The following is a 20,797-nucleotide window of genomic DNA, read 5'->3' on the forward strand; positions in this document are numbered from 1 at the left end:
CAGTCATCGTCAGGTAATACAGGTATCCTTCACTGATTCTGTTTTTGATTCCCAATGGTGATGCGAGCTATTATTTTACATTAAACTCATATATTATGCGCTGCTTCGGATTTATCAATCTGAAGCTAAACTGTTGCGGGTCTCCAGACCCGCGTGTGTAGATATACGAGGATTAAGAAATCCTCGACAGTTTGCTTTCGGATTTATTAATCCGAAAGAGCTTTAATTTACGATTTTCTGGAAATTCTAAAATTCTGTAAATTCTTGGGGTAGGGGCCCTAAATACGGCTGCAGATCATCTGCTTCGTCGCCAGCAAGACGCTCGCAGGTCTGGAAGACGCTGCGAGGTCATGGGGCCACCAATTTCTAATTTTGAATTTCTAATTCGGCGCAGCATTAGTAGGGGTACCTTTCAATACCACCCGTGAGGTTGTAGAAGGTGGTGTTGGGAAAATGCTTCTGCAGGATTTGCACAGCCACCCGGCTTCTGATGCCGTTCTGGCAGTGCACGACAACTGTTTTGTGTGGCTCCACCTTGTCTAAGTTTTGCTCCAATGTGCCCAGCGGAATCAGGATACCGTCGAGATTGTACTGCTCGTATTCATTCGGCTCCCGTACGTCGAGTAATTGCAGGTCAGCTTCTTCATCAAACAGGTCTTTCAGTTCATCGGCAGAAAGCTCGTTCACTTCATCAGCAGCGGAAACGGCAGTAGGAGGAGAGCAAAAAGCTTCGTAATCGGGTTGCAGTTCAGTTACCTCTGCCTGTGCTGTTCTGCGGAAATTGATGGCGCTGGTTTCCAGGGTCAGCGCGTTGAGCATGAATAATCTTCCGGACAAAACCTTGCCCATACCACAGATAATTTTGATAGCCTCGTTGGCCTGAATAGTGCCAATCATGCCAGGCAACACGCCCAGTACACCTGTTTCTGCACAGTTAGGAACCTGATCGGGCAGAGGCGGCTCCGGGAAGAGACAGCGGTAGGAGGGGCCGTTCTGGTAATGGAACACCGTTACCTGCCCTTCGAACTTAAAAATAGAGCCAAATACCAGCGGCTTTTGCTGTATAGCGCAGGCATCGTTCACAAGGTAGCGTGTCGGGAAATTGTCGGAGCCATCTATTACCAGGTCATATGCCTGCACCAGCTCTAGCGCATTTTTTTCTGTAATGCCCTGCCCATGCACGTTGAACTGCACAAACGGGTTCTGCTGTGCCAGCTTATGAGCGGCTACTGCTGCCTTTAGCTTACCCACATCTTCGGAGTTAAACAATACCTGCCGGTGCAGGTTGCTTTCCGACACCACATCAAAATCAGCGATGCCAACTGTGCCTACTCCCGCCGCTACCAGATACTGCAGCACCGGACAACCCAGTCCGCCCGCACCAATCACTAACACCTTCGCCTCCTTCAGCTTCTGCTGGCCGTTGGCTCCAATCTCTGGTAATATCAGTTGGCGATTGTATCGGTTGTATTCGGCTGGGGAAAACATCTTTTCGGAGTTAGAATTTAGAGATGTTAAAGTTATAAAGTTATGAAGAGGGATTCAAGATGTACAGGTGAATAAGACCTCGCAGCGTGCGCAGCTCCTGCGAGGTCTTTAAAGCTATTTACAACTTTCTCACTTTAAACTCCCCAACTTTTTAACTCAAAACGTTGTCCCAATCCTTCCAAACGGCTTCATACCCCTGGGTGCGGATCATGCTGATGATTTCGGCGGGGGTGCGTTCGTCGCTGATCTCGAATTGCTCCAGCGCGTTTACGTTGGAGGCATAGCCGCCGGGATCTGTTTTGGAGCCGGCACTGATGGAGGTGATGCCCAGCCGGATCACATTGTTCCGAAAGGTCTGACTTTCTCGCGTAGACAGCGATAGCTCTACTTCCTCGTTAAAAATCCGGTAGGCACAGATCAGTTGCACCAACTCCCGGTCGTTCATCTCTACTTTGGGTGGCAGTCCGCCAGAGAAAGGCCGCAGCCTCGGGAAAGAGATTGAATACTTTGTTTTCCAGTACTTTTTTTCGAGGTAACTCAGGTGCAGCGCCGTAAAAAAGCTGTCAGTGCGCCAGTCCTCCAGGCCGATCAGTACACCCAGACCCATTTTGTAGATATTCGCCTGGCCCAAACGGTCAGGTGTGTCGAGGCGGTATTGGAAGTTCGATTTTTTGCCCTTGGGATGATGCTTTTTATAGTCTTCCTGGTGGTAGGTTTCCTGATACACCAGCACCGTGTTCAGCCCCAGCGGTATAAGTTCCTCGTATTCGTGCTGGTCGAGCGGCTGTACCTCCATGGAGATGTGCGAAAAGTGTGGGCGGATGAGTTTCAGCACATTTTTAAAATAGGGTACACCCACCGTTTTGTTCGCCTCGCCGGTTACCAGCAGCACATGGTCGTAGCCGTAGCTTTTTATGACCTTCACCTCCTCCAGAATCTGCTCGTCGGTGAGGGTGGTGCGGGGCATGGGGTTATCGAGACTGAAGCCGCAGTAGGTGCAGATGTTCTGGCATTCGTTGGAGAGGTATAGCGGAATGTACATTTGCAGCGTTTTGCCAAATCGCTTCTGTGTCAGCTGCTGACTCAGCTGCGCCATCTGCTCCAGGTAAAGCATGGCAGCCGGAGAGATCAGTGCTTTGAAATCCTCTAAATCGCGTGACGATTTTGCCAATGCCCGTTCTACATCTGCGCCTGTTTTGGCATAGATGCTCTGCTTTACCTGCTCCCATTTCTGCTGCTCAAATATATCTGCGAAAGTCACCTTGTTTAGTTTAAAGTTTATAGTTGGTTGTTACGGATTGTTAAATGGTTAAATTGTTGTTTTACTGTTGCGAGCTTGCGTCTCGTACCTTCAGCTACAGCGTAATTATTTAAATGGAAGCAATTTTTCGCTGGTGCGAGCTTGCAGCTCGTACCTACTACCACAGCGTAATTATTCTAATAGAAGTGTTGTTCCCTGGCGTTTCCTAACTGCTGCTGTTTTTGCCTTCCAATCCTGCTGTTAAAGGTATGAGCTGCAAGCTCGCACTAGCTGGGGCAACAATTACTAAATCAACAACCACCAATCAACAATCAGATATCATCCAGAAAAGCCGTTAGCGGACTGCTGGCTTCTGCCAAAGTACCTATTGGAGCCAGCTTGGCTTCGTAAGCCATTCTGCCTGCCTCTACGGCCATTTTAAAGGCTCTTGCCATTTGTACCGGGTTCGGCGACACGGCAATGGCAGTGTTCACCAACACGGCATCGGCACCCAGTTCCATGGCTTCGGCAGCATGCGAAGGAGCCCCGATGCCAGCATCTACCACCACCGGCACATGGCTCTGCTGGATAATAATTTTAAGGAACTCGCGGGTTTGCAGGCCGCTGTTGCTGCCAATAGGGGAGCCAAGCGGCATCACAGCTGCTGTGCCCACTTCCTCGAGTCGCTTGCAAAGTACCGGGTCGGCGTGGATGTACGGCAGCACGATAAAGCCCAGCTTCACTAGCTCTTCCGCCGCCTTCAGCGTCTCGATGGGGTCGGGGAGGAGGTACTTCGGGTCGGGGTGAATCTCCAGTTTGAGCCAGTTGGTTTCCAGTGCCTCGCGTGCCAGTTGTGCCGCAAAAACAGCCTCGCGGGCATTGCGCACACCCGAGGTGTTAGGCAACAGGTTAAACTGCTCATGCGAGAGGTGCTGCAGAATATCATCGTCCTGCTTGTGCACATCTACCCGCTTCAGGGCCACCGTTACCAGCTCTGAGCCCGATGCCAGCAGCGCTTCCTCCATCTGCCAGCTCGAGCTGAACTTGCCTGTACCGGTAAAAAGGCGGGAGCGGAATGTTTTATCTGCTATGATAAGTGGTTTCATTTTTTTCTTCTTCTAAAGTGAAATTTTGTCTGAATCACGGATTTCATAGATTAAGCTGATTTCACACATTCTTTAGCGAATCTTCTGCTCAACTCTCTCATTCGCGCAATCCTATTAATCCGTAATTCAGACAATACTATATTCCTGATTCAGGCCTTGGTTTCTGCTACAAGCAAAAGCTCCTGTCTAAACTGCTGTATTACCTGCTCCTTGTCCTCTGCCTTGTTTATAACCGACGACACCGCTACACCATACACACCTGTAGCCAGTAAAGGAGCAATATCTGCTGCCAGAATGCCACCAATGGCTACAATGGGTGTTTTAATACCTGCCATCTGACACTGGTGCAGGAGCAGGCCGTAGCCGCTCAAGCCTAAAATAGGGCTTAGGTTTTCTTTGGTGGAAGTAAATCGGAAAGGGCCAAGTCCGATATAATCTACTCCGGCAGCTACTAACTGCTGCACATCCTCGAAAGTATTCGCTGTGCCTCCTATTATCTTATCAGCACCCAATAGCTCCCGCGCCTCCACCGGCGACATATCCGTTTTGCCCAGATGCACACCATCCGCGTCTATTTCAGCAGCCAGTCTTACATTGTCGTTTATTAGGAAGGTGCTGCCATAGGTTTTGCAAATAGCCTGTGTTTGAAGCGCCTCTTCCTTCCACAGTTCATAAGGCTGATCTTTTACCCGCAACTGTACCCAGTCTGCGCCTGCGGCACAGGCTTCTTCGGCTGTTTCAGCATGGCTTTTCCCGTTCAGGACCTGCGTAATGTAGTGCAGTTTTGCTATCTTCTTCATCAGGAGCTTTACAGATAAATCTCCGAACCTTGTGCTTTAAAGGCTTCTGCTCTTTCGGCCATGCCTTTGTCCAGCACTTCTTCTGTGGCTACACCTGTTTTTTCGGCGTAATCGCGTACTTCCTGGGTTATTTTCATGGAGCAGAAGTTGGGGCCGCACATGGAGCAGAAATGGGCTACTTTGGCTCCTTCGGCTGGCAGGGTTTCGTCGTGGAACTCGCGGGCGGTGTCCGGGTCGAGCGACAGGTTGAACTGGTCCTGCCAGCGGAACTCGAAGCGGGCTTTGCTCAGGGCGTTATCGCGGTACTGGGCTCCCGGGTGGCCTTTGGCTAAGTCGGCAGCGTGGGCAGCGAGTTTGTAGGTAATTACGCCATCTTTTACATCTTTCTTGTTCGGCAGGCCAAGGTGCTCTTTGGGAGTAACGTAGCAGAGCATGGCGGTGCCGAACCAGCCGATCATGGCCGCCCCGATGGCCGAGGTAATGTGGTCGTAGCCGGGAGCGATGTCGGTAGTAAGGGGACCGAGGGTGTAGAATGGCGCTTCGTGGCACTCCTTCAGCTGCTTCTCCATGTTCTCTTTTATCAGGTGCATCGGAATATGGCCAGGACCTTCAATAATCACCTGCACATCGTGCTTCCAGGCAATTTTAGTAAGCTCGCCCAGTGTTTCCAGCTCTGCGAATTGTGCAGCATCATTAGCATCGGCAATACAACCGGGCCGCAAACCGTCGCCAAGCGAAAAGGCCACATCATAAGCCTTCATAATCTCGCAAATCTCCTCGAAGTGCGTGTACAGGAAGCTTTCTTTATGATGCGCGAGGCACCATTTCGCCATAATAGAACCACCGCGCGACACGATACCGGTTACACGTTTGGCCGTGAGCGGCACGTAGCGCAGCAGCACGCCGGCATGAATCGTGAAATAATCCACGCCCTGCTCTGCCTGCTCAATCAGTGTGTCCCGGAAAATTTCCCAGGTCAGGTCTTCGGCTTTGCCATTCACTTTTTCGAGTGCCTGGTAAATAGGCACGGTGCCAATGGGAACCGGTGAGTTGCGGATAATCCACTCGCGGGTTTCGTGTATGTTTTTGCCGGTGCTAAGGTCCATAATGGTATCGGCACCCCAGCGGCAGGCCCACACGGCTTTCTCTACTTCTTCTTCTATGCTGGAGGTAACGGCAGAGTTACCGATGTTGGCGTTGATCTTCACCAGGAAATTACGGCCAATGATCATCGGTTCGCTTTCGGGGTGGTTGATGTTGCTCGGGATAATGGCACGGCCTGCTGCCACTTCGGCTCTTACAAATTCGGGTGTGATAAAACCTTTAGGCGTGTTAGCTCCAAAACTGTGGCCTTCGTGCTGGTGCCCCAGCTCCTGAAGCTCCTGGATGCGCTGGTTCTCGCGGATGGCGATGTATTCCATTTCGGGCGTGATGATGCCTTTGCGGGCGTAGTGCAGCTGGCTCACATTTTGCCCCGGCTTGGCGCGGAGTGGCTTGCGGATGTGCTCGAAACGGAATGCATCGAGGTTGGTGTCTTCTTTCCGGGCTTTGCCATATTGTGAGCTAACCTCCTGTAATTCTTCCACATCCTGGCGGTTCAGAATCCATTCTTCGCGCAGGCGTGGCAGGCCTTTCATCACATCAATCTCCACATTGGGGTCGGTGTAAGGGCCGCTGGTGTCGTACACGGTTACGGGGGCGTTGGTTTCGCGGGTTTCTTCGCCCAGGAATTTATGCACGGTGTCTTCGAGCACAATTTCGCGCATGGCTACTTTAATGTTGTGGAGCTGGCCCGGTACATATACTTTGCGGGAGCCAGTAAAAGGGGCGCGTGTGATGGCGCTGGCGGTTGGGGTTTTTTCTTTTCTCATTTTTTTAAATGGACTCAAGTATCAAGACACAAGACGTAAGACTTTTTTATTGAAGCTATTTCAGCAGAACGAGGACAGCTACATTGCCGCTGGTGCGAGCTTGTAGCTCGTTCTTTTAATATTGCTGAAAAGAAGGATGGCTTCTAGTTTGGCTGCAGTCGCAATAATTTCAATAGAGCAAATGGAGGTACGAGCTACAAGTTCGCACCAGCAAATATTTTACAATTGCTCCAGCAAATCCTGGTTCAGGCAAATGTAGCTTCAGCCCTTGCGGCTGATCATGACCCTGAACAGCAGCATCTCCGGAAGGCTATTTTCATTCAAATAATATATCCGGAGAAGTAGCAGCAGATAGCTTTACCCACCCTGCGTGGCTTTGATGACGGTGAGTTTGTCGTTTTCCTGCAGTTGGTGTGCGTCCCATTGGATTTTGGGCACAATCTGGTTGTTCACGGCGATGGCGATGCCGCGTGTGTGGGGCAGCTGCAATAAATCGAGGACAACAGAAACGGTTTGGGGAAGCTGTAGCTCCTCCGGCTGGTTGTTAATAAAGATTTTCATGATTTGCTCGGGATATGATGCAGGTAGCATGAACGCTGGTGCGCCGAGCGGCAACAAGAAGAAGTAGGAAGACTGGTGTGTTTCTCATATACTTTTCCCTTCGTCAGTGCTAACTGTATCAGGTTCAGAGGGTATTTCTCAGTTCTGCGCTTTTTGTTTGTGGCAGAACACCCCTAAAGTGTAAACCAAAGGTAGCTGGTAATTAGCACTTATGCAATAGCCTTGACCCTAAACAGACCATTTTTGCTTTGGAAGGCTGTTTTCATTTGAATAATTTTAATTGTTAAATTGTTTATTGCTGAATTGTTGTTTTGAGAGTTTGAAGGATTTAGAATTTGGAAATTTGAAAATGGGGCATGTTGGTAATTTTAAATGAATTTTCTTTTAGCCCTTACCTAATTCAGTTTAAAGGAGTGCTGCGTTATCAACAAAAAACTAAAATGGTTGTTCTGGTAACAAGAGCAGCCGGAAAATCCGTAAGCAAGAGGCGGCCTTACCGGCAACACGATAAACAGGAATGGAGACAACATCAACACAGCAACCTACTACGACCAGCAGATTAAGCGGCATGTTCAGGGCTTTGAGTTACCGCAATTACAGGCTGTTTTTTGTAGGGCAGGGCATTTCGCTGATTGGTACCTGGATGCAGCAGATTGCCCTGAGCTGGCTGGTGTACCGCCTCACCGACTCTGTTTTCCTGCTCGGTGCTGTTACGTTCTGTAACCAGGTGCCCGCTTTCCTGCTGGGCCCGATTGCGGGAGTGGCTTCTGATAAGTTTAACCGCCACCGCACGCTCATTATTACGCAGGCGCTCTCCATGGTGCAGGCCTCTACCTTGGCCGCACTCGTTCTGACAGATCAGATACAGGTCTGGCATATTCTGTCATTAAGCGCTTTTCTAGGCACTGTAAACGCTTTCGATATTTCTGCACGCCAGGCTTTTGTGATCGAGATGGTGGAGAAGCGGGAGGATGTGAGCAATGCCATAGCCCTGAACTCTTCGATGTTCAATATGGCCCGGTTGGTAGGTCCGTCTATTGCCGGCATTTTGATTGCGCTGGTAGGGGAGGGCATGTGTTTTCTGCTGAATGCGGTGAGTTATGTGGCTGTTATTGGGTCGTTGCTGCTCATGCGGCTCAAGTTTGTGGAGCGTGTAAAACAGGAGCGCAAGGTGTGGGCTTCGCTGACGGAGGGGTTTAGCTATGCCTTCGGCTTTGCACCCATACGCGCGCTGCTGCTTATAGTGGCGCAACTAAGCCTCTTTGGTATGCCCTTTAGCGTGCTAATGCCGGTTTTTGCCCGCGACATTCTGCATGGTGGAGCCAACACACTGGGTTACTTAATGGGAGCTTCGGGTGTGGGAGCACTTATAGGAGCACTATTCCTGGCGCAGCGAAAGTCGGTGCTGGGCATGGGCAAACTAATTGTGTTCACGATGCTGCTCTTTGGTTTCGGGCTGATGGCTTTTGCCTTGTCGGAGGTGCTGCTGGTGTCGCTGGTGTGTATGTTTGTGAGCGGGTTTGGCATGATCGTTTCGATGGCCTCGTGCAACACGCTGCTGCAAACCATTGTGGAAGACGACAAGCGGGGCCGCGTAATGAGCCTCTACAGTATGGCTTTTATGGGCATGGCACCTTTTGGCAGTATGCTCGCCGGAGCAGTGGCAGAGCACATTGGCGTGGCATACACGTTGGTAGGCTGTGGTTTTCTGGTCGCCATCAGCATTGTGCCGTTTGCTTTTAACCTGGCCAAATTGCGCAAGCTGGTGCACCCTATTTATCAGCGCCTGGGCATTATTCCAGAAATTGCAACTGGCCTGCAATCTGCTTCTAACCTTACGGCCCCACCCGAGGAGCGGTAACAACTCAAGCCGTTTCATATCTTTAAGCCTTCGCCTACCCTTGACATCAATTAAGGCAAAATGCCTTCTGAAGGCCATTTTCATTTAAATAATTGCAAGTTGTTGTCTATCGTATCAGCAGCAAGGCCTGCCCCTGTAAAGAGGCAGGCCTTGCTGTGGTCACTCAATATATAAAAGCCTACTTTTTCCTGATCAGCAGTTTTTCGCCTGTGCTCACGTTAAAGTCGCTTTTGTTGTTCCACTCCATAATATCTTTTATCGTGATATTGTATTTGCGGGAAATCTGGTAAAGGCTTTCGCCTGTTGCTACAACATGGTATGGCGACTGGCTGGCTCCTGCCGAAGATCCGGCCGGGCTGGCTTCAGCTTCGGCGGGTGCTGTAAAAGCTTCTTCCGGTGCTGTAACCTTAATCACTTGCCCCACCGACAGGCCAGCCTCTGACAAGTTATTCCAGCTGCGAAGGTCGTTTACGCTTACATTATACTTTTTAGAGAGCTGGTACAAGGTTTCGCCACGCTCCACTGTGTGCGTAAGCACCGGTTGCGCAGCAGGAGTAGTATAGGTATCGGTTTCTGCTGGCAACACCTGCGGCTCTGCAATTAACAGCACCTGCCCGATTTTGATAGGCGTATCGCCCAGGTCGTTCCAGGTAGAAATATCGTTAATGGAAACGGCATAGGCTCTGGAGATACTGTAAAGTGTTTCGCCTTGTTTTACAGTATGATGAGCCGGCGCAACAGCCGGGGCAGTGGAAGTATGTGCTACGTCTGATGCTTTCTCTGTTGCAGGCGCTGGTTTATAGCCGGCAGGTTCCTTTAAAACAACTTCTTCTTCTGGTTCTATCGTCTGATCTTGCTTCGGCTCTGGCAGTTGTATCTGAACTGTGTCGGTGCGGCGTGTGGCAGGCGCTGGTACACTGGCAGGTTCTGGCTGAGGTTTTGCTGCTGTTGCTGAACCAGAGTCCCAGGTTACGCCACGCTCAAACATGACAGTATCGGTTACAACTTTCGTTTTTGCTACAGATTCTATGGTAATAGGACCCGGTTGTGGCGAAGCTGCTACGGCAGTATCAGTTTGTGCGCTGGTGGTTCCTGCTGCTTTCTGGGTTTTAGTGGCAGGGTAAATCGCTTCGTTTTTTACCTGTGTATTGCTGGTAGTTGCCGGAACTGCTCCTGCCTCGGCCTGTGCTACTTTCACCGCCGTCTCTACCGGTACTGTAACAACTGGAGCAGGTGCTGCTGGCTCTTCTTCTATGGTGGCCTCAACTGGCTGCTCCATCGGCACAGGCTCTGGCTGCTCTGGTTTATTTTTCAGTTTGTTAATAAGTCTGGTAAAGAAGTTTTCTTTGGGAGGTGCTTGTTGTGCGGGCTGCTTAGGCTGTGCAGGTGCAGTCTTTGCTGTAGTAGTGGCCGGAGTAGCTGGTGAGCTGGTCGTTTTGCCTGTTGCAGGAGCAGCTGCTACTACCGGTGCTTTGCTCAGGTCTCGCACCTCCACTGGTGTTCTGGCTGGTCGGCGTTTCTGAAGCCACAGCACACGGCCCGATACAGGCGTTTCGCTGCGGTCCATACGGTTGTTGAACACCAGGTGGCTGAGTTGTATGCCATAGTGCTGCGAAATCATGTGCATGGTTTCGCCTGGCTGTACCACGTGGTAGGCTACCTCAGAGGTTGATTTCTTTTGCTCCAGGTAGTAAATGCCGCCTTCTTTTACTTCATCGAAACTATAGAGGTCGTTGTATTTCTGGAATTTGCGAAGCGAGATGTTGTTCTGCTTTGCCAGTTTTTCTTTTGTATCACCTCTGCGTGCTACCAGTGCATTCAGGCCGTGCAGTTTGGTAATAGAGGTCGAGGCAGACGCATAGCCTGCCAGGTTTCCGGTATGCGCCACAGGACCTTTAGATGCCAGCAAAGCCGGATCCTGCCCGTTGCGTGTCGGTATCATCACGTAATAATCTTTGTCTGACGGAATAGTGCCCCCCAGAAGCCACTTGTTGTATTTCTCGAGTTCTCCTGCGTCTATTTTAGTTGCCAGCGCAATATCGAGCAGGCTCTGGCCCGGTGTGCAGCGCATTTCGCTCAGCATGAGCGTAGGCTTCGTTGTTTTGCCTACAAAGTTTTCGTAAGCGATTTTGTGTGCCAGGTAAGTAAGCAGGTAGGTGTGCGTTTTTTCAGTCACTTCCATTTTCTTGCTGCCGATATCAGAGGGTTTGGTAGCTGCTTTGGCGCCTGTTGGCCCCAGGTAGTACGACAGAATGGTGTTGAACCAGTTATTGTAATAAAGGTTGCTGCGCTTAAAGTATTTGGCGGCTCCTTTGCTGGCTTCTATAATATGCCTGCGCTCATCAATAAGGTGGTCCATGCGCAGGTTAAAGTCGGAGGCAGCTTCTTTCTTAAATTGCCAGTACCCCACGGCATTAGAAGTAGAAACAGCATCGCCTATAAGGCCACTTTCCTGCAGGGCCAGGTACTTGAAATCGTCTGGCACTCCCTCTTCCTGAAAGGTGCGCTCTATCCAGGGGAAGTAAGCATCGGCCAGTTCCACGCGGTTGCGGAAGTAGGTCTGGTTACGGTGCAAAGCATCCACTTTCTTCTGGATTTCCTGCTGTGCTCTATCCGAAATTTTAATCTGGATGTCGGCAACAGTTATATTTCGAGGAACAATAACAGCTTGTGCCAGTGCCAGTACGGGCAGCAAAAGCAGCATTAGCAGGAGAAGGGGCAGGTTCTTTCTCATAGGTTAAAAAATAAGGCGTTTTTAGTTAGCAACCAGAAATAATATCTCTACTTTCTGTTTAACAATATGCAGGTAAATAGCTATTATATAGACTGTTCTATATGTAGAGATATTAATGCGAAATTAACGGAATAACTCCCTTATTTTAAAATCTGACGGAAAGATATTTGACATTTTTTTGCCGAAGGCGGTTCTGAGGGCGTGAGCGCAGGCATTGCAGCAGAAGATGAAAAAGCTTAAGCCGCTGTAACCGTTTGTGTTGCAAAAGGCCAGTAGCCAAATGAAAGATAAATGGAGACAACTGTCAGGTACAGCTAAAATGCGTTGCTTCCGGTGTACCAATTATTCAGATGAAAATGGCCTTCCGAAGGATTTTTAAGGTTTTAGATCCAAGGTTTTCTGAGGAACAGGTTTAATAGTGCCTCTGCTTCTACCAGACGCTAGCAGGAGCTGCGCACACTGCGAGGTCTTATAGGGTATCATTAACCAACCATATAGCAACGAACAATCAGAAATTATTCAGATGAAAATGCCCTTCCGAAGGTTTTTTACAGTTTTCGGGCCAAGAGCAGGCCATCGCGTACGGGGAGCAGGATGTTTTCTACACGGCCATCCTCATGTAGCTTTTTGTTGAAGTCGATCACCGCTGCTGTGTCTTCGTCTAGTTTCTTGCGGTATTTTGGTAATACTTTGCCGCTCCAGAGCACATTGTCGGCTATAATATAACCACCGGGAGCCACTTTGTCGAACACCAGGTCGTAGTAGTTGGCGTAGTTTATTTTATCGGCATCCAGAAACACCAGATCAAAAGTAGCGTCGAGTGTCGGAATAATCTCCAGGGCATTGCCAATGTGGAGCCTGATGCTGTCTGCCAGACCCGCTTCTGCAAAATAGCCTTTCACGCGTTCCTCCAGCTCCTCGTTTTTATCGATGGTGTGCAGGGTGCCGCCCGGTTGCAGCCCCTCTGCCAGGCAAATGGCGGAGTAGCCGGTGTAGGTGCCAACTTCCAGAATCTGCCTGGGCCGGATCATCTGCGAAAACATAGCGAGCAAACGCCCCTGCAGGTGCCCCGACAGCATGCGCGGCTTCAGCACGTTCAGGTGAGTCTGGCGGTTTACTTTGTGCAGCAGTTCGCTTTCTGGTGAAGTATGTTCCTCGGCATACTGCTGCAGGTCCTCGTCTAAGAATTCCATAGTTTGATTGTTGGTTGTTATTTGCTGATTGTTGCTTGTAAATGGCTTGTTAGTTAAATAAGAACAAAGTTTCCGCTGAATAAATATTCTTCTGCTACTTTTAACAACTAACAATCATCAACTAACCATTAAGCCGGTACATAATTCAGGAAGCTGAGCTGTTCCTCGCGCAGGGTGTCGTTGGCTATGTCGAGCAGGTTGGTGGCCGTAATAATTTTGATTTGGTCAAAGATTTCGTTCAGCGTGTCTACCTTCTCCTGGTCCAGTATGCTCTTGCCCATCATCATCATCAGGCCGATGTTGCTTTCTTCGGCCATGGCCAGCTGCCCCATCAGCTGTTCTTTAGCGGTGTGAAGTTGCAGCGAGCCCAACGGTTTCTCACGAAGTTTCTTCAGCTCTTTCAGCACCAGCGAGGTAGTGCGGTTCAGCTGCTTTTTCTCTGTGCCGAAATAAATCGAGAGCAGGCCGGTGTCTATATAAGTGGCATAGTTGGCATCTATGGTGTACACCAGCCCGTGCTTTTCGCGCACCGCCAGGTTCAGGCGTGAGTTCATGCCAGGGCCGCCCAGCAGGTTTACGAGCAGGAAAAACGGAATGCGGCGCTCGTCGTTGAGAGCATAGGCCGGGCCGCCGAGCACACAATGCGCCTGCGAAATAGGTTTTTCGAGGGTAACAGCGTGTGGAGTATAGCCCGTGAACGGTTGGCGCTCGCGTTGCTTGGTGATTACTGGTATTTCAGAAAGGTATTTCTCTGCCAGTTGCACTACCTTTTTAAAAGGCAGGTTGCTTACAGAGCAGAATACCAACGCGTCGGTGCTCAGGTTTCTGGAAATAAAGTCTAGGAAATCATGCTTCTTAAAACCTGATACGCTTTCTTTGGTGCCTAATATGTTGTTGCCAAGCGGGTGGTTTCTATACACCACGTTGTCGAACTCATCTACAATGGCTTCTTCCGGTGTGTCGAGGTACATAGCCATCTCTTCCAGAATTACGCCACGCTCTTTCTCTATTTCCTTTTCAGGAAAAATGGAGTGGAAGGTGATGTCTGTGAGCAACTCAAACGATTTTTCGAAGTGCTTGTCGAGCACGGAGCTGTAGAGGCAGAGTTTCTCTTTGGTAGTGTAGGCATTTAATTCGCCGCCCACCGTCTCGAGCCTGTTCAGGATATGAAACGACTTGCGCTTGGTAGTGCCTTTAAAAGCCATGTGCTCCCAGAAATGGGCCAGCCCCAGCTCCTCAGGCAGCTCATCGCGGCTCCCGATATCCAGAATAAAACCGCTATGCGCTATTTTGGTGTGTAAAACTTGTTTATGAACGATCCGGATGCCGTTCGCTAATATATGGATATGATAATCAAGCATTCAGTATGGAAATTGGAGCACAAAGGTACGTAAAATGTACCAGAAACAGATAGCTGCGGCTTATTTTTGGAGTACACGTTCGTAGAGTTGCTGTAGTTGCGCCGCCGTGTGTGCGGCCCTGAATTGCTGAACGTGTACGTGGCCCGCCCTGATCATTTCCTGCCGCAGCGCCTCGTCTGTTAAAGCCTTTGCCATTTGGTTACCAAGCGCAGTTGCATCAGCGGGGTTGGCATACAAACTTTTCGGACCGCCCGCTTCCTGAAAACAGGAGCCTGTAGAGGTTATAACAGGTACGCCGCTATTAAGTGCCTCCACGATAGGAATTCCGAAACCTTCGAAAATGGAAGGGTACACGAACAGCCGCGCCAACTGAAAAATAGCAGGCAACTCCTGAAAAGAAATGTAGGGTAAAAAATGCACCTTCGCTTGCAGGCCATGCTGCTGCACAAAGTTTTCAAGTTCTGCGGCATACGGGGTTTTGCGGCCTACAAAAACCACATGCGCTGCATCTGCTAAGCCCTGCTGGTGCCAGGCTTTTAGAAGCTGCAGTTGGTTTTTTCTTTTTTCAAGTGTACCTACACATACTATATAGGAGTGTGGCAGGTTAAACTTGGTTTTAACTTGCTGCAAGTGTTCAGGTGAAAGAGGCTGGTGAAAAACCGGGTCACAATCTTGGTACACTACGCTGATGCGCGAACCATCTATTTTCAGATAAGTGATTAAGTCTTGCCTGGTTTGTTCCGAAATAGACACGATATGATCGCTTTGCTGGCAGGCATACTTTACCTTTTGCGTATAAATAAGGCGGTCGAGTGGCTTGTAAAGTTCCGGAAAACGTAGAAAGATAAGATCGTGGATGGTGACCACACTTTTTACACCAGCACGTGTCAGGCCGTAGGGTAACTCGTTGCTAAGGCCGTGGTATAGGTTTATCTGGTGGCTCCGAAGTGTCGATGCCATGCCGAATACCCGCCAGAGCGAGGCAAGGCGCTTCTGAAGGCCGGGCTGTGGCAAAACTACCTGGGCAGTTGGTGTAGCCGGATAAAAGTCTTTGAAAAGTGTGTTGACTTTAGGTGTAAAAAGCCTGTATTCCTGTTCGGGGTTATGCTCCAGTTGGCTCGAAATAACAAACCGGCTGTAGTTGCCAAGGCCTGAGGTGTTGTTAAAAGCACGTTTGGCATCGTAGCCGATCCTGATCATAGTGTCTCCTGGTTTTAAGTGCAATATGACGATTTATCGTTGAGTTTAAAAAACGAACGTTTGCCATCTGATCATCAGTTAGTTGTAAATTCTTTGAAATTTGATAATAGTTTATTCAATATATTTGTTCTAAATTTGAGCCGACAAGGAGGGGGGTGTAACTTTTGGAGCACCTAATTTATCAAGAAAAGCTATAAAACATGCGATACTTGCCCGTTACGAATCAGTTGTTTGTCCGGAATAGGCAAAACTTCAGAAAGCAGCTAAAGCCGTGTTCTGTTGCCGTTTTCCACTCAAACGATATTATGCCAACCAATGCGGATGGCACAATGGCCTTTCGTCAGAACAACGACTTGTTCTACCTCAGCGGCATTGATCAGGAGGAGAGTATTCTGTTACTTTACCCGGATGCCAAAGATGCCAATATGCAGGAAATTCTCTTTCTGCGCGAAACAAACGACCATATTCTTACCTGGGAAGGCTATAAACTGACCAAAGAACAGGCGACAGAAGTCTCCGGTATAAAAACAGTTTTATGGCTCAGCGAGTTTAAGCAGGTGCTAAATGTGCTTTTGGCCGAAGCCGAGCATGTGTACCTGAACACAAACGAGCACATAAGAGCAACTGTAGAGGTAGAGACACGCGATGCACGCTTTATTAAATGGTGCAAGGAGCAGTATCCGCTGCATAAGTATGAGCGCAGCGCCCCAATTATGCATTACCTGCGGGCCATAAAATCGGAAGCTGAGATTGAGCTGCTAAAAAAAGCATGCGAAATTACCGGCCAGGCCTTCAGACGGCTACTCGGTTTTATTAAACCTGGTGTAACGGAATATGAGATCGAGGCAGAAATTTATCATGAGTTTATCCGCAACCGGTCGCGCGGGCCGGCATACAACTCTATTATAGCATCGGGCGCGAATGCCTGTATTTTGCATTATGTAGATAATAACAGGGAGTGCCACGACGGTGATCTGGTGTTAATGGACTTTGGCGCCGAGTATGCCAACTACGCAGCCGACCTCACACGCACAGTGCCTGTTAACGGTAAATTTACTAAACGCCAGCGAGAGGTGTATGACTCGGTACTGCGCGTTATGAAAGCGGCCAAACAGATGCTGGTGCCGGGTAATTCACTAAATCAGTATCATGCGTTTGTGGGTACGGTTATGCAAAACGAGCTCATTAACCTGGGTTTGTTAAACGAAACAGATGTCCGGAACCAGGACCCTGCCAAGCCACTTTATAAAAAGTACTTTATGCATGGCACATCACATTTTCTGGGCCTCGATGTGCACGATGTTGGCAATAAGTACCGCCCTTTTGAAGAGGGAATGGTGTTTACCTGCGAACCTGGCATCTATATAAGAGAGGAAGGAATTGGTATACGGCTCGAAAACGATATACTGGTTACCAAAAACGGCCCACTGGACCTGATGAAAGATATACCGCTGGAAGCTGACGAGATAGAGCAACTCATGCAAAAAGCCTGACACTTGCCGCTGTAAAGTAAGTTGGTAGCCAAAAATAACCAGATTACAGGCCTGAGAACGAGCTATAGGCACAAAAATTAAATTTTTTTTCTGAAATAAAACCTTTTCTCAAACAAAGAGTTGAAATAAGAATCTAACAAGATAGTGCTGGCACCGTAAGTACAGAACAAGTAATAAATGGCAGACCTTTAGCATAGAATATCAGGTGCTTAGCAATTGCACTGATATAGGAATAAATTAAGGCCTCTTTTATGAAAAAAAACTACTTCATATCCTTCTTATACACCTTTCTAAACCCTAAAATCATAACTAAACCTTTTTTTTAATGAATGAACAAAAACTAACAAGTAAACATGTACGTATTGTCATATCAAAATATATTTCTTAGAATTATGCGAACACATTTAACAAAACTAAAAAGTACAATTGCATTGATGCTTGTATTTCTGCTGTCAGCAAGTACAGCCTTACTTGCACAAAATGCAGATCGGCGCACAAACCTGCAAATATACGGTAGTGCACTCCAATATAAAGGTGAACTAGAAAACCAGTTCTTCGAAAGCAACAGGCTTGAGTGGGGTGGCGGTTTATCTGTTAACCGTTACCTGAGCCCTGCGTTCGACCTTGGTTTACACCTGACCTATGGTAGCACAGAAGCACACCAGAGCGACCTGAATAATTTCGACGCACAGGTAGGAAGCGCTATGCTGGGCCTGCGTCTGAAGATGTATGGTAACATCCTGAAAGAAGATGCGTTCATCGGTCCTTACCTGCAAATTGCCGGTGGTGGTATGCACGTAAGAACACAAGGAGCTGCAAACGCAGTTGCTGTTGCTAAAAACAACTTCGTAACGGCTGCTGCCATGGGTGGTGCCGGTATCCGGTTCCGCTTCTCTGATGGTGTTAGCGCCTTCATCCAGACAAACTATGTGTTTACTGGTAACGACGGGTTTGATAACCAGCCTTCTGGCGGCGACAACGACCGTTTCCTGATGCACAATGTTGGTCTTGGCTTTAACTTAGGCCGTGCTGCTGACACTGACGGTGACGGTGTGCCAGACAGAAGAGACGAATGCCCAGATACTCCTGCAGGCGTTCAGGTAGACAAAAAAGGTTGCCCTATCGACTCTGATGGTGACGGTGTTCCTGATTACCAGGATCAGTGCCCTACCGAAGCTGGTACTGCTGCCACACAAGGTTGCCCAGACCGCGATGGTGATGGTGTAGCTGACAAAGATGACCGTTGCCCAGATGAGGCTGGTTCTCCTGCCTTGCGTGGTTGCCCGGATTCAGACGGTGATGGTGTGCCGGATATCGATGACAAATGCCCAGACACTCCTGCAGGCGTACAAGTTGGCCCAGATGGCTGTACTGTAGACTCTGACGGTGATGGTGTTCCTGATGACCAGGATATCTGCCCTAACACTCCTGGCCCAGCTGAAAAAGGTGGCTGCCCAGATCTTGATGCGGCTACTCTGAAATTAATGGAAGAAAAAGTTCGTTTCGAATTCAACCAGTCAAGAGTACAGGACGGATACCAGCAGTTACTTGACAGCATAATCGTAGCGCTTGAGAAATACCCTGACCATGTACTGTTAATCAAAGGTCATGCTGACCACATTGGTTCTGAAGAGTACAACCAGGCACTTTCTGAGCGTCGTGCACAAGCTGTAAAAGACTACTTAGTATCCAGAGGCGTAAGAAATGCTGACCGTCTTGTAACCAGAGGTTACGGCGAAACGCAACCACTCGTAAAAGTGAACACTCGTCTTTCTAAAGCAAGAACTGCTAAAGCTCGTGCCCAGAACAGAAGAGTTGGCTTCGAGATGAACACGCCAGACATGAAGCTGGACTTACCATAATACTTAACTTATAACTTAAGCCAAAAAGGGGCTGCAGCTATCTGCAGCCCCTTTTTTTTATGCCTTGGCCTCTAAATCGCTTTTTCCCTTCTGAAGGCTATTTTCATTAGAATAATTGCTGGTTGTTGATTGCTAAATTGTTTAATGGTTGATTAAAAAGTAAAGACCTGGCATTGTGCCGTAGCTCCTGCGAGCGTTTGGGAGAAGCAGTTGAACTATCTAAAACCATTATCCAGAAAAGTCTAGGGTCTACTATCTAGGATCTGAAATCTTTAGAAAATCCTTCCGGAGGCCCTTTTCATCTGAATAATTACTGATTGTTGAATAGCTTGATTGTTAATTTGAGGAGAGTCATTTCTAAATGAGTGCTGGAATGTTTGATCAGCCTTTTAAATTTTACATATCGCATACAGACATAAAATTTTAGATTCTTTAGCTGAACTCTCTATATTTGCAGTTAGAACTCCGGCTATGCAGAAAAGACTTATCGTTAACCACCAGCTGCTCGATATTATGGTGTTGCGCCTTTGCCACCAGCTCATCGAGAATCACGGCGATTTTTCTGATTCCGTTATTATAGGTTTGCAGCCTCGGGGCAGGCAGGTGGCACAGCGCCTGCAGGCGAACCTGCAAACCATTCTGGGCGTTCAGGTGCCTACCGGCTACCTCGACACCACCTTTCACCGCGACGATTTCAGAAGAAGAAACACGCCCCTTGCCGCCAACGCTACCCGGATCGACTTTCTGATTGAAGGTAAAAAAGTGATCTTGGTAGACGATGTGCTCTATACCGGCCGCTCCGTTAGGGCAGCCCTCGATGCCATGATTGCCTTTGGCCGACCAGCCAATGTGGAGTTGCTGGTTCTGGTCGACAGGCTGCACAGCCGTCACCTGCCCATAGAACCTACGTATGTAGGCCGCCGTGTTAACTCCATGCAGTCGCAGCGGGTGCTGGTAGAGTGGAAAGGGCAGGACACACAGGAAGACAATATCTGGTTGATTACCAAAAACGAAGAATAAATTTTAACATGCAAGAGCTCAGCGCGCGGCACCTGTTAGGTATAAAAGACATTACAGCAGAAGATATTCGCCTTATTTTCGAAACGGCGGATAATTTTAAAGATGTTCTGAACCGACCCATTAAAAAAGTGCCCTCGTTGCGAGACATTACCATTGCCAATGTCTTTTTCGAGAACTCCACCCGCACGCGCCTCTCGTTTGAGCTGGCCGAGAAAAGACTATCGGCCGATGTTATTAACTTCTCCTCCAGCGGCAGCTCCGTAAAAAAAGGCGAAACCCTGCTCGACACTGTCAACAACATTCTGGCCATGAAAGTCGATATGATTGTAATGCGACATGCCAGCCCTGGTGCACCGCACTTTCTGTCGCGCCACATAAAAGCCAATATTGTAAATGCCGGCGACGGTACCCACGAACACCCGACACAAGCGCTGCTGGATTCTTTTTCTATCAGGGAAAAGCTGGGCGATGTGGCAGGTAAAAAAGTAGTGATTATTGGCGACATTATGCACTCGCGGGTGGCGCTATCCAATATTTTTGCCTTGCAAAAGCTGGGTGCCGAAGTAATGGTATGTGGCCCGTCTACGTTGTTGCCGAAGCATATACAATCGTTAGGGGTAAAGGTGGAGCTGGATGTCCGGAAGGCTCTTGCCTGGTGCGATGTGGCCAACGTGCTACGGATACAGCTCGAGCGCCAGCAAATGAAGTATTTCCCATCGCTGCGCGAATACTCACTCTACTACGGCATCGATAAAAAACTGCTCGATAGCCTCAACAAGGAAATTACGATCATGCACCCTGGCCCTATAAACCGTGGCGTGGAACTGAGCAGCGATGCCGCCGATTCTCACCATTCTATTATCCTGAACCAGGTAGAAAACGGTGTGGCTATCCGGATGGCGGTACTGTACCTGCTGGCTTCCAAGGTTTAACAAACTACAGATTAAGTTTCCCAAAATTAAACAGCCTGTGCCTTTTTGGGATAGGCGAAACATGTACGTAAGTAT

At 48.8% G+C, this 20,797-nt stretch carries 15 protein-coding genes and 1 riboswitch; of the genes, 5 read left to right on the forward strand and 10 right to left on the reverse strand.

Annotated elements, in window-relative coordinates:
• Positions 1–396: 396 nt before the first annotated feature.
• From moeB to thiS, 6 genes are all read right to left on the reverse strand, one after another.
• Complete coding sequence (moeB, locus tag FVR03_RS15365; protein WP_147922649.1) at positions 397–1,488, reverse strand: molybdopterin-synthase adenylyltransferase MoeB; 1,092 nt, start codon at positions 1,486–1,488, stop codon at positions 397–399.
• 151 nt (positions 1,489–1,639) lie between these two features.
• Positions 1,640–2,749: a 2-iminoacetate synthase ThiH gene (thiH, locus tag FVR03_RS15370; RefSeq protein ID WP_147922650.1), complete on the reverse strand. Its 1,110-nt coding sequence runs from the start codon at positions 2,747–2,749 to the stop codon at positions 1,640–1,642.
• A gap of 311 nt (positions 2,750–3,060) precedes the next feature.
• On the reverse strand, positions 3,061–3,834 hold the full coding sequence (locus FVR03_RS15375) for a thiazole synthase (protein WP_147922651.1): 774 nt from the start codon (positions 3,832–3,834) through the stop codon (positions 3,061–3,063).
• 149 nt (positions 3,835–3,983) lie between these two features.
• Entirely contained in the window at positions 3,984–4,634 is a 651-nt protein-coding gene (locus FVR03_RS15380) for a thiamine phosphate synthase (protein WP_255474237.1), read from the reverse strand.
• A gap of 8 nt (positions 4,635–4,642) precedes the next feature.
• Positions 4,643–6,505: a phosphomethylpyrimidine synthase ThiC gene (gene thiC, locus FVR03_RS15385; protein WP_147922653.1), complete on the reverse strand. Its 1,863-nt coding sequence runs from the start codon at positions 6,503–6,505 to the stop codon at positions 4,643–4,645.
• Between the two features lie 357 nt (positions 6,506–6,862).
• A complete protein-coding gene (gene thiS / locus FVR03_RS15390; protein WP_222707246.1) occupies positions 6,863–7,066 on the reverse strand; it encodes a sulfur carrier protein ThiS in 204 nt (67 codons plus the stop codon).
• A gap of 78 nt (positions 7,067–7,144) precedes the next feature.
• Positions 7,145–7,251, reverse strand: a riboswitch (TPP riboswitch).
• 332 nt (positions 7,252–7,583) lie between these two features.
• On the opposite strand from thiS, the gene FVR03_RS15395 reads away from it, so the two are divergent.
• Positions 7,584–8,927 carry an MFS transporter gene (locus FVR03_RS15395; RefSeq protein ID WP_222707247.1) on the forward strand — a complete coding sequence of 448 codons (1,344 nt, stop codon included), beginning with the start codon at positions 7,584–7,586 and terminating at the stop codon, positions 8,925–8,927.
• A 178-nt stretch (positions 8,928–9,105) separates the two neighbouring features.
• Here the strand turns inward: FVR03_RS15395 and FVR03_RS15400 are convergent, their stop codons facing one another.
• From FVR03_RS15400 to FVR03_RS15415, 4 genes are all read right to left on the reverse strand, one after another.
• On the reverse strand, positions 9,106–11,661 hold the full coding sequence (locus FVR03_RS15400; RefSeq protein ID WP_147922655.1) for a LysM peptidoglycan-binding domain-containing protein: 2,556 nt from the start codon (positions 11,659–11,661) through the stop codon (positions 9,106–9,108).
• Between the two features lie 548 nt (positions 11,662–12,209).
• Entirely contained in the window at positions 12,210–12,854 is a 645-nt protein-coding gene (locus FVR03_RS15405) for an O-methyltransferase (RefSeq protein WP_147922656.1), read from the reverse strand.
• Positions 12,855–12,982: 128 nt separating this feature from the next.
• The gene (locus tag FVR03_RS15410) at positions 12,983–14,215 is read right to left on the reverse strand and encodes a M16 family metallopeptidase (protein WP_147922657.1); all 1,233 of its coding nucleotides are present in this window, start codon (positions 14,213–14,215) and stop codon (positions 12,983–12,985) included.
• 60 nt (positions 14,216–14,275) lie between these two features.
• Positions 14,276–15,415: a glycosyltransferase family 4 protein gene (locus FVR03_RS15415; RefSeq protein ID WP_147922658.1), complete on the reverse strand. Its 1,140-nt coding sequence runs from the start codon at positions 15,413–15,415 to the stop codon at positions 14,276–14,278.
• Between the two features lie 200 nt (positions 15,416–15,615).
• Here FVR03_RS15415 and FVR03_RS15420 point away from each other — a divergent pair, with 200 nt between their 5' ends.
• From FVR03_RS15420 to FVR03_RS15435, 4 genes are all read left to right on the forward strand, one after another.
• Entirely contained in the window at positions 15,616–16,908 is a 1,293-nt protein-coding gene (locus FVR03_RS15420; RefSeq protein WP_147922659.1) for an aminopeptidase P N-terminal domain-containing protein, read from the forward strand.
• Positions 16,909–17,342: 434 nt separating this feature from the next.
• Positions 17,343–18,770, forward strand: a complete 1,428-nt coding sequence (locus FVR03_RS15425; RefSeq protein WP_255474238.1) for an OmpA family protein — start codon at positions 17,343–17,345, stop codon at positions 18,768–18,770.
• Positions 18,771–19,241: 471 nt separating this feature from the next.
• The gene (pyrR, locus tag FVR03_RS15430) at positions 19,242–19,790 is read left to right on the forward strand and encodes a bifunctional pyr operon transcriptional regulator/uracil phosphoribosyltransferase PyrR (protein WP_147922661.1); all 549 of its coding nucleotides are present in this window, start codon (positions 19,242–19,244) and stop codon (positions 19,788–19,790) included.
• A gap of 8 nt (positions 19,791–19,798) precedes the next feature.
• Entirely contained in the window at positions 19,799–20,722 is a 924-nt protein-coding gene (locus tag FVR03_RS15435; RefSeq protein WP_147922662.1) for an aspartate carbamoyltransferase catalytic subunit, read from the forward strand.
• Positions 20,723–20,797 lie beyond the last annotated feature (75 nt).

Origin of the sequence: Pontibacter qinzhouensis (assembly GCF_008017455.1) — a bacterium.
GTDB classification, from domain to species: domain Bacteria; phylum Bacteroidota; class Bacteroidia; order Cytophagales; family Hymenobacteraceae; genus Pontibacter; species Pontibacter qinzhouensis.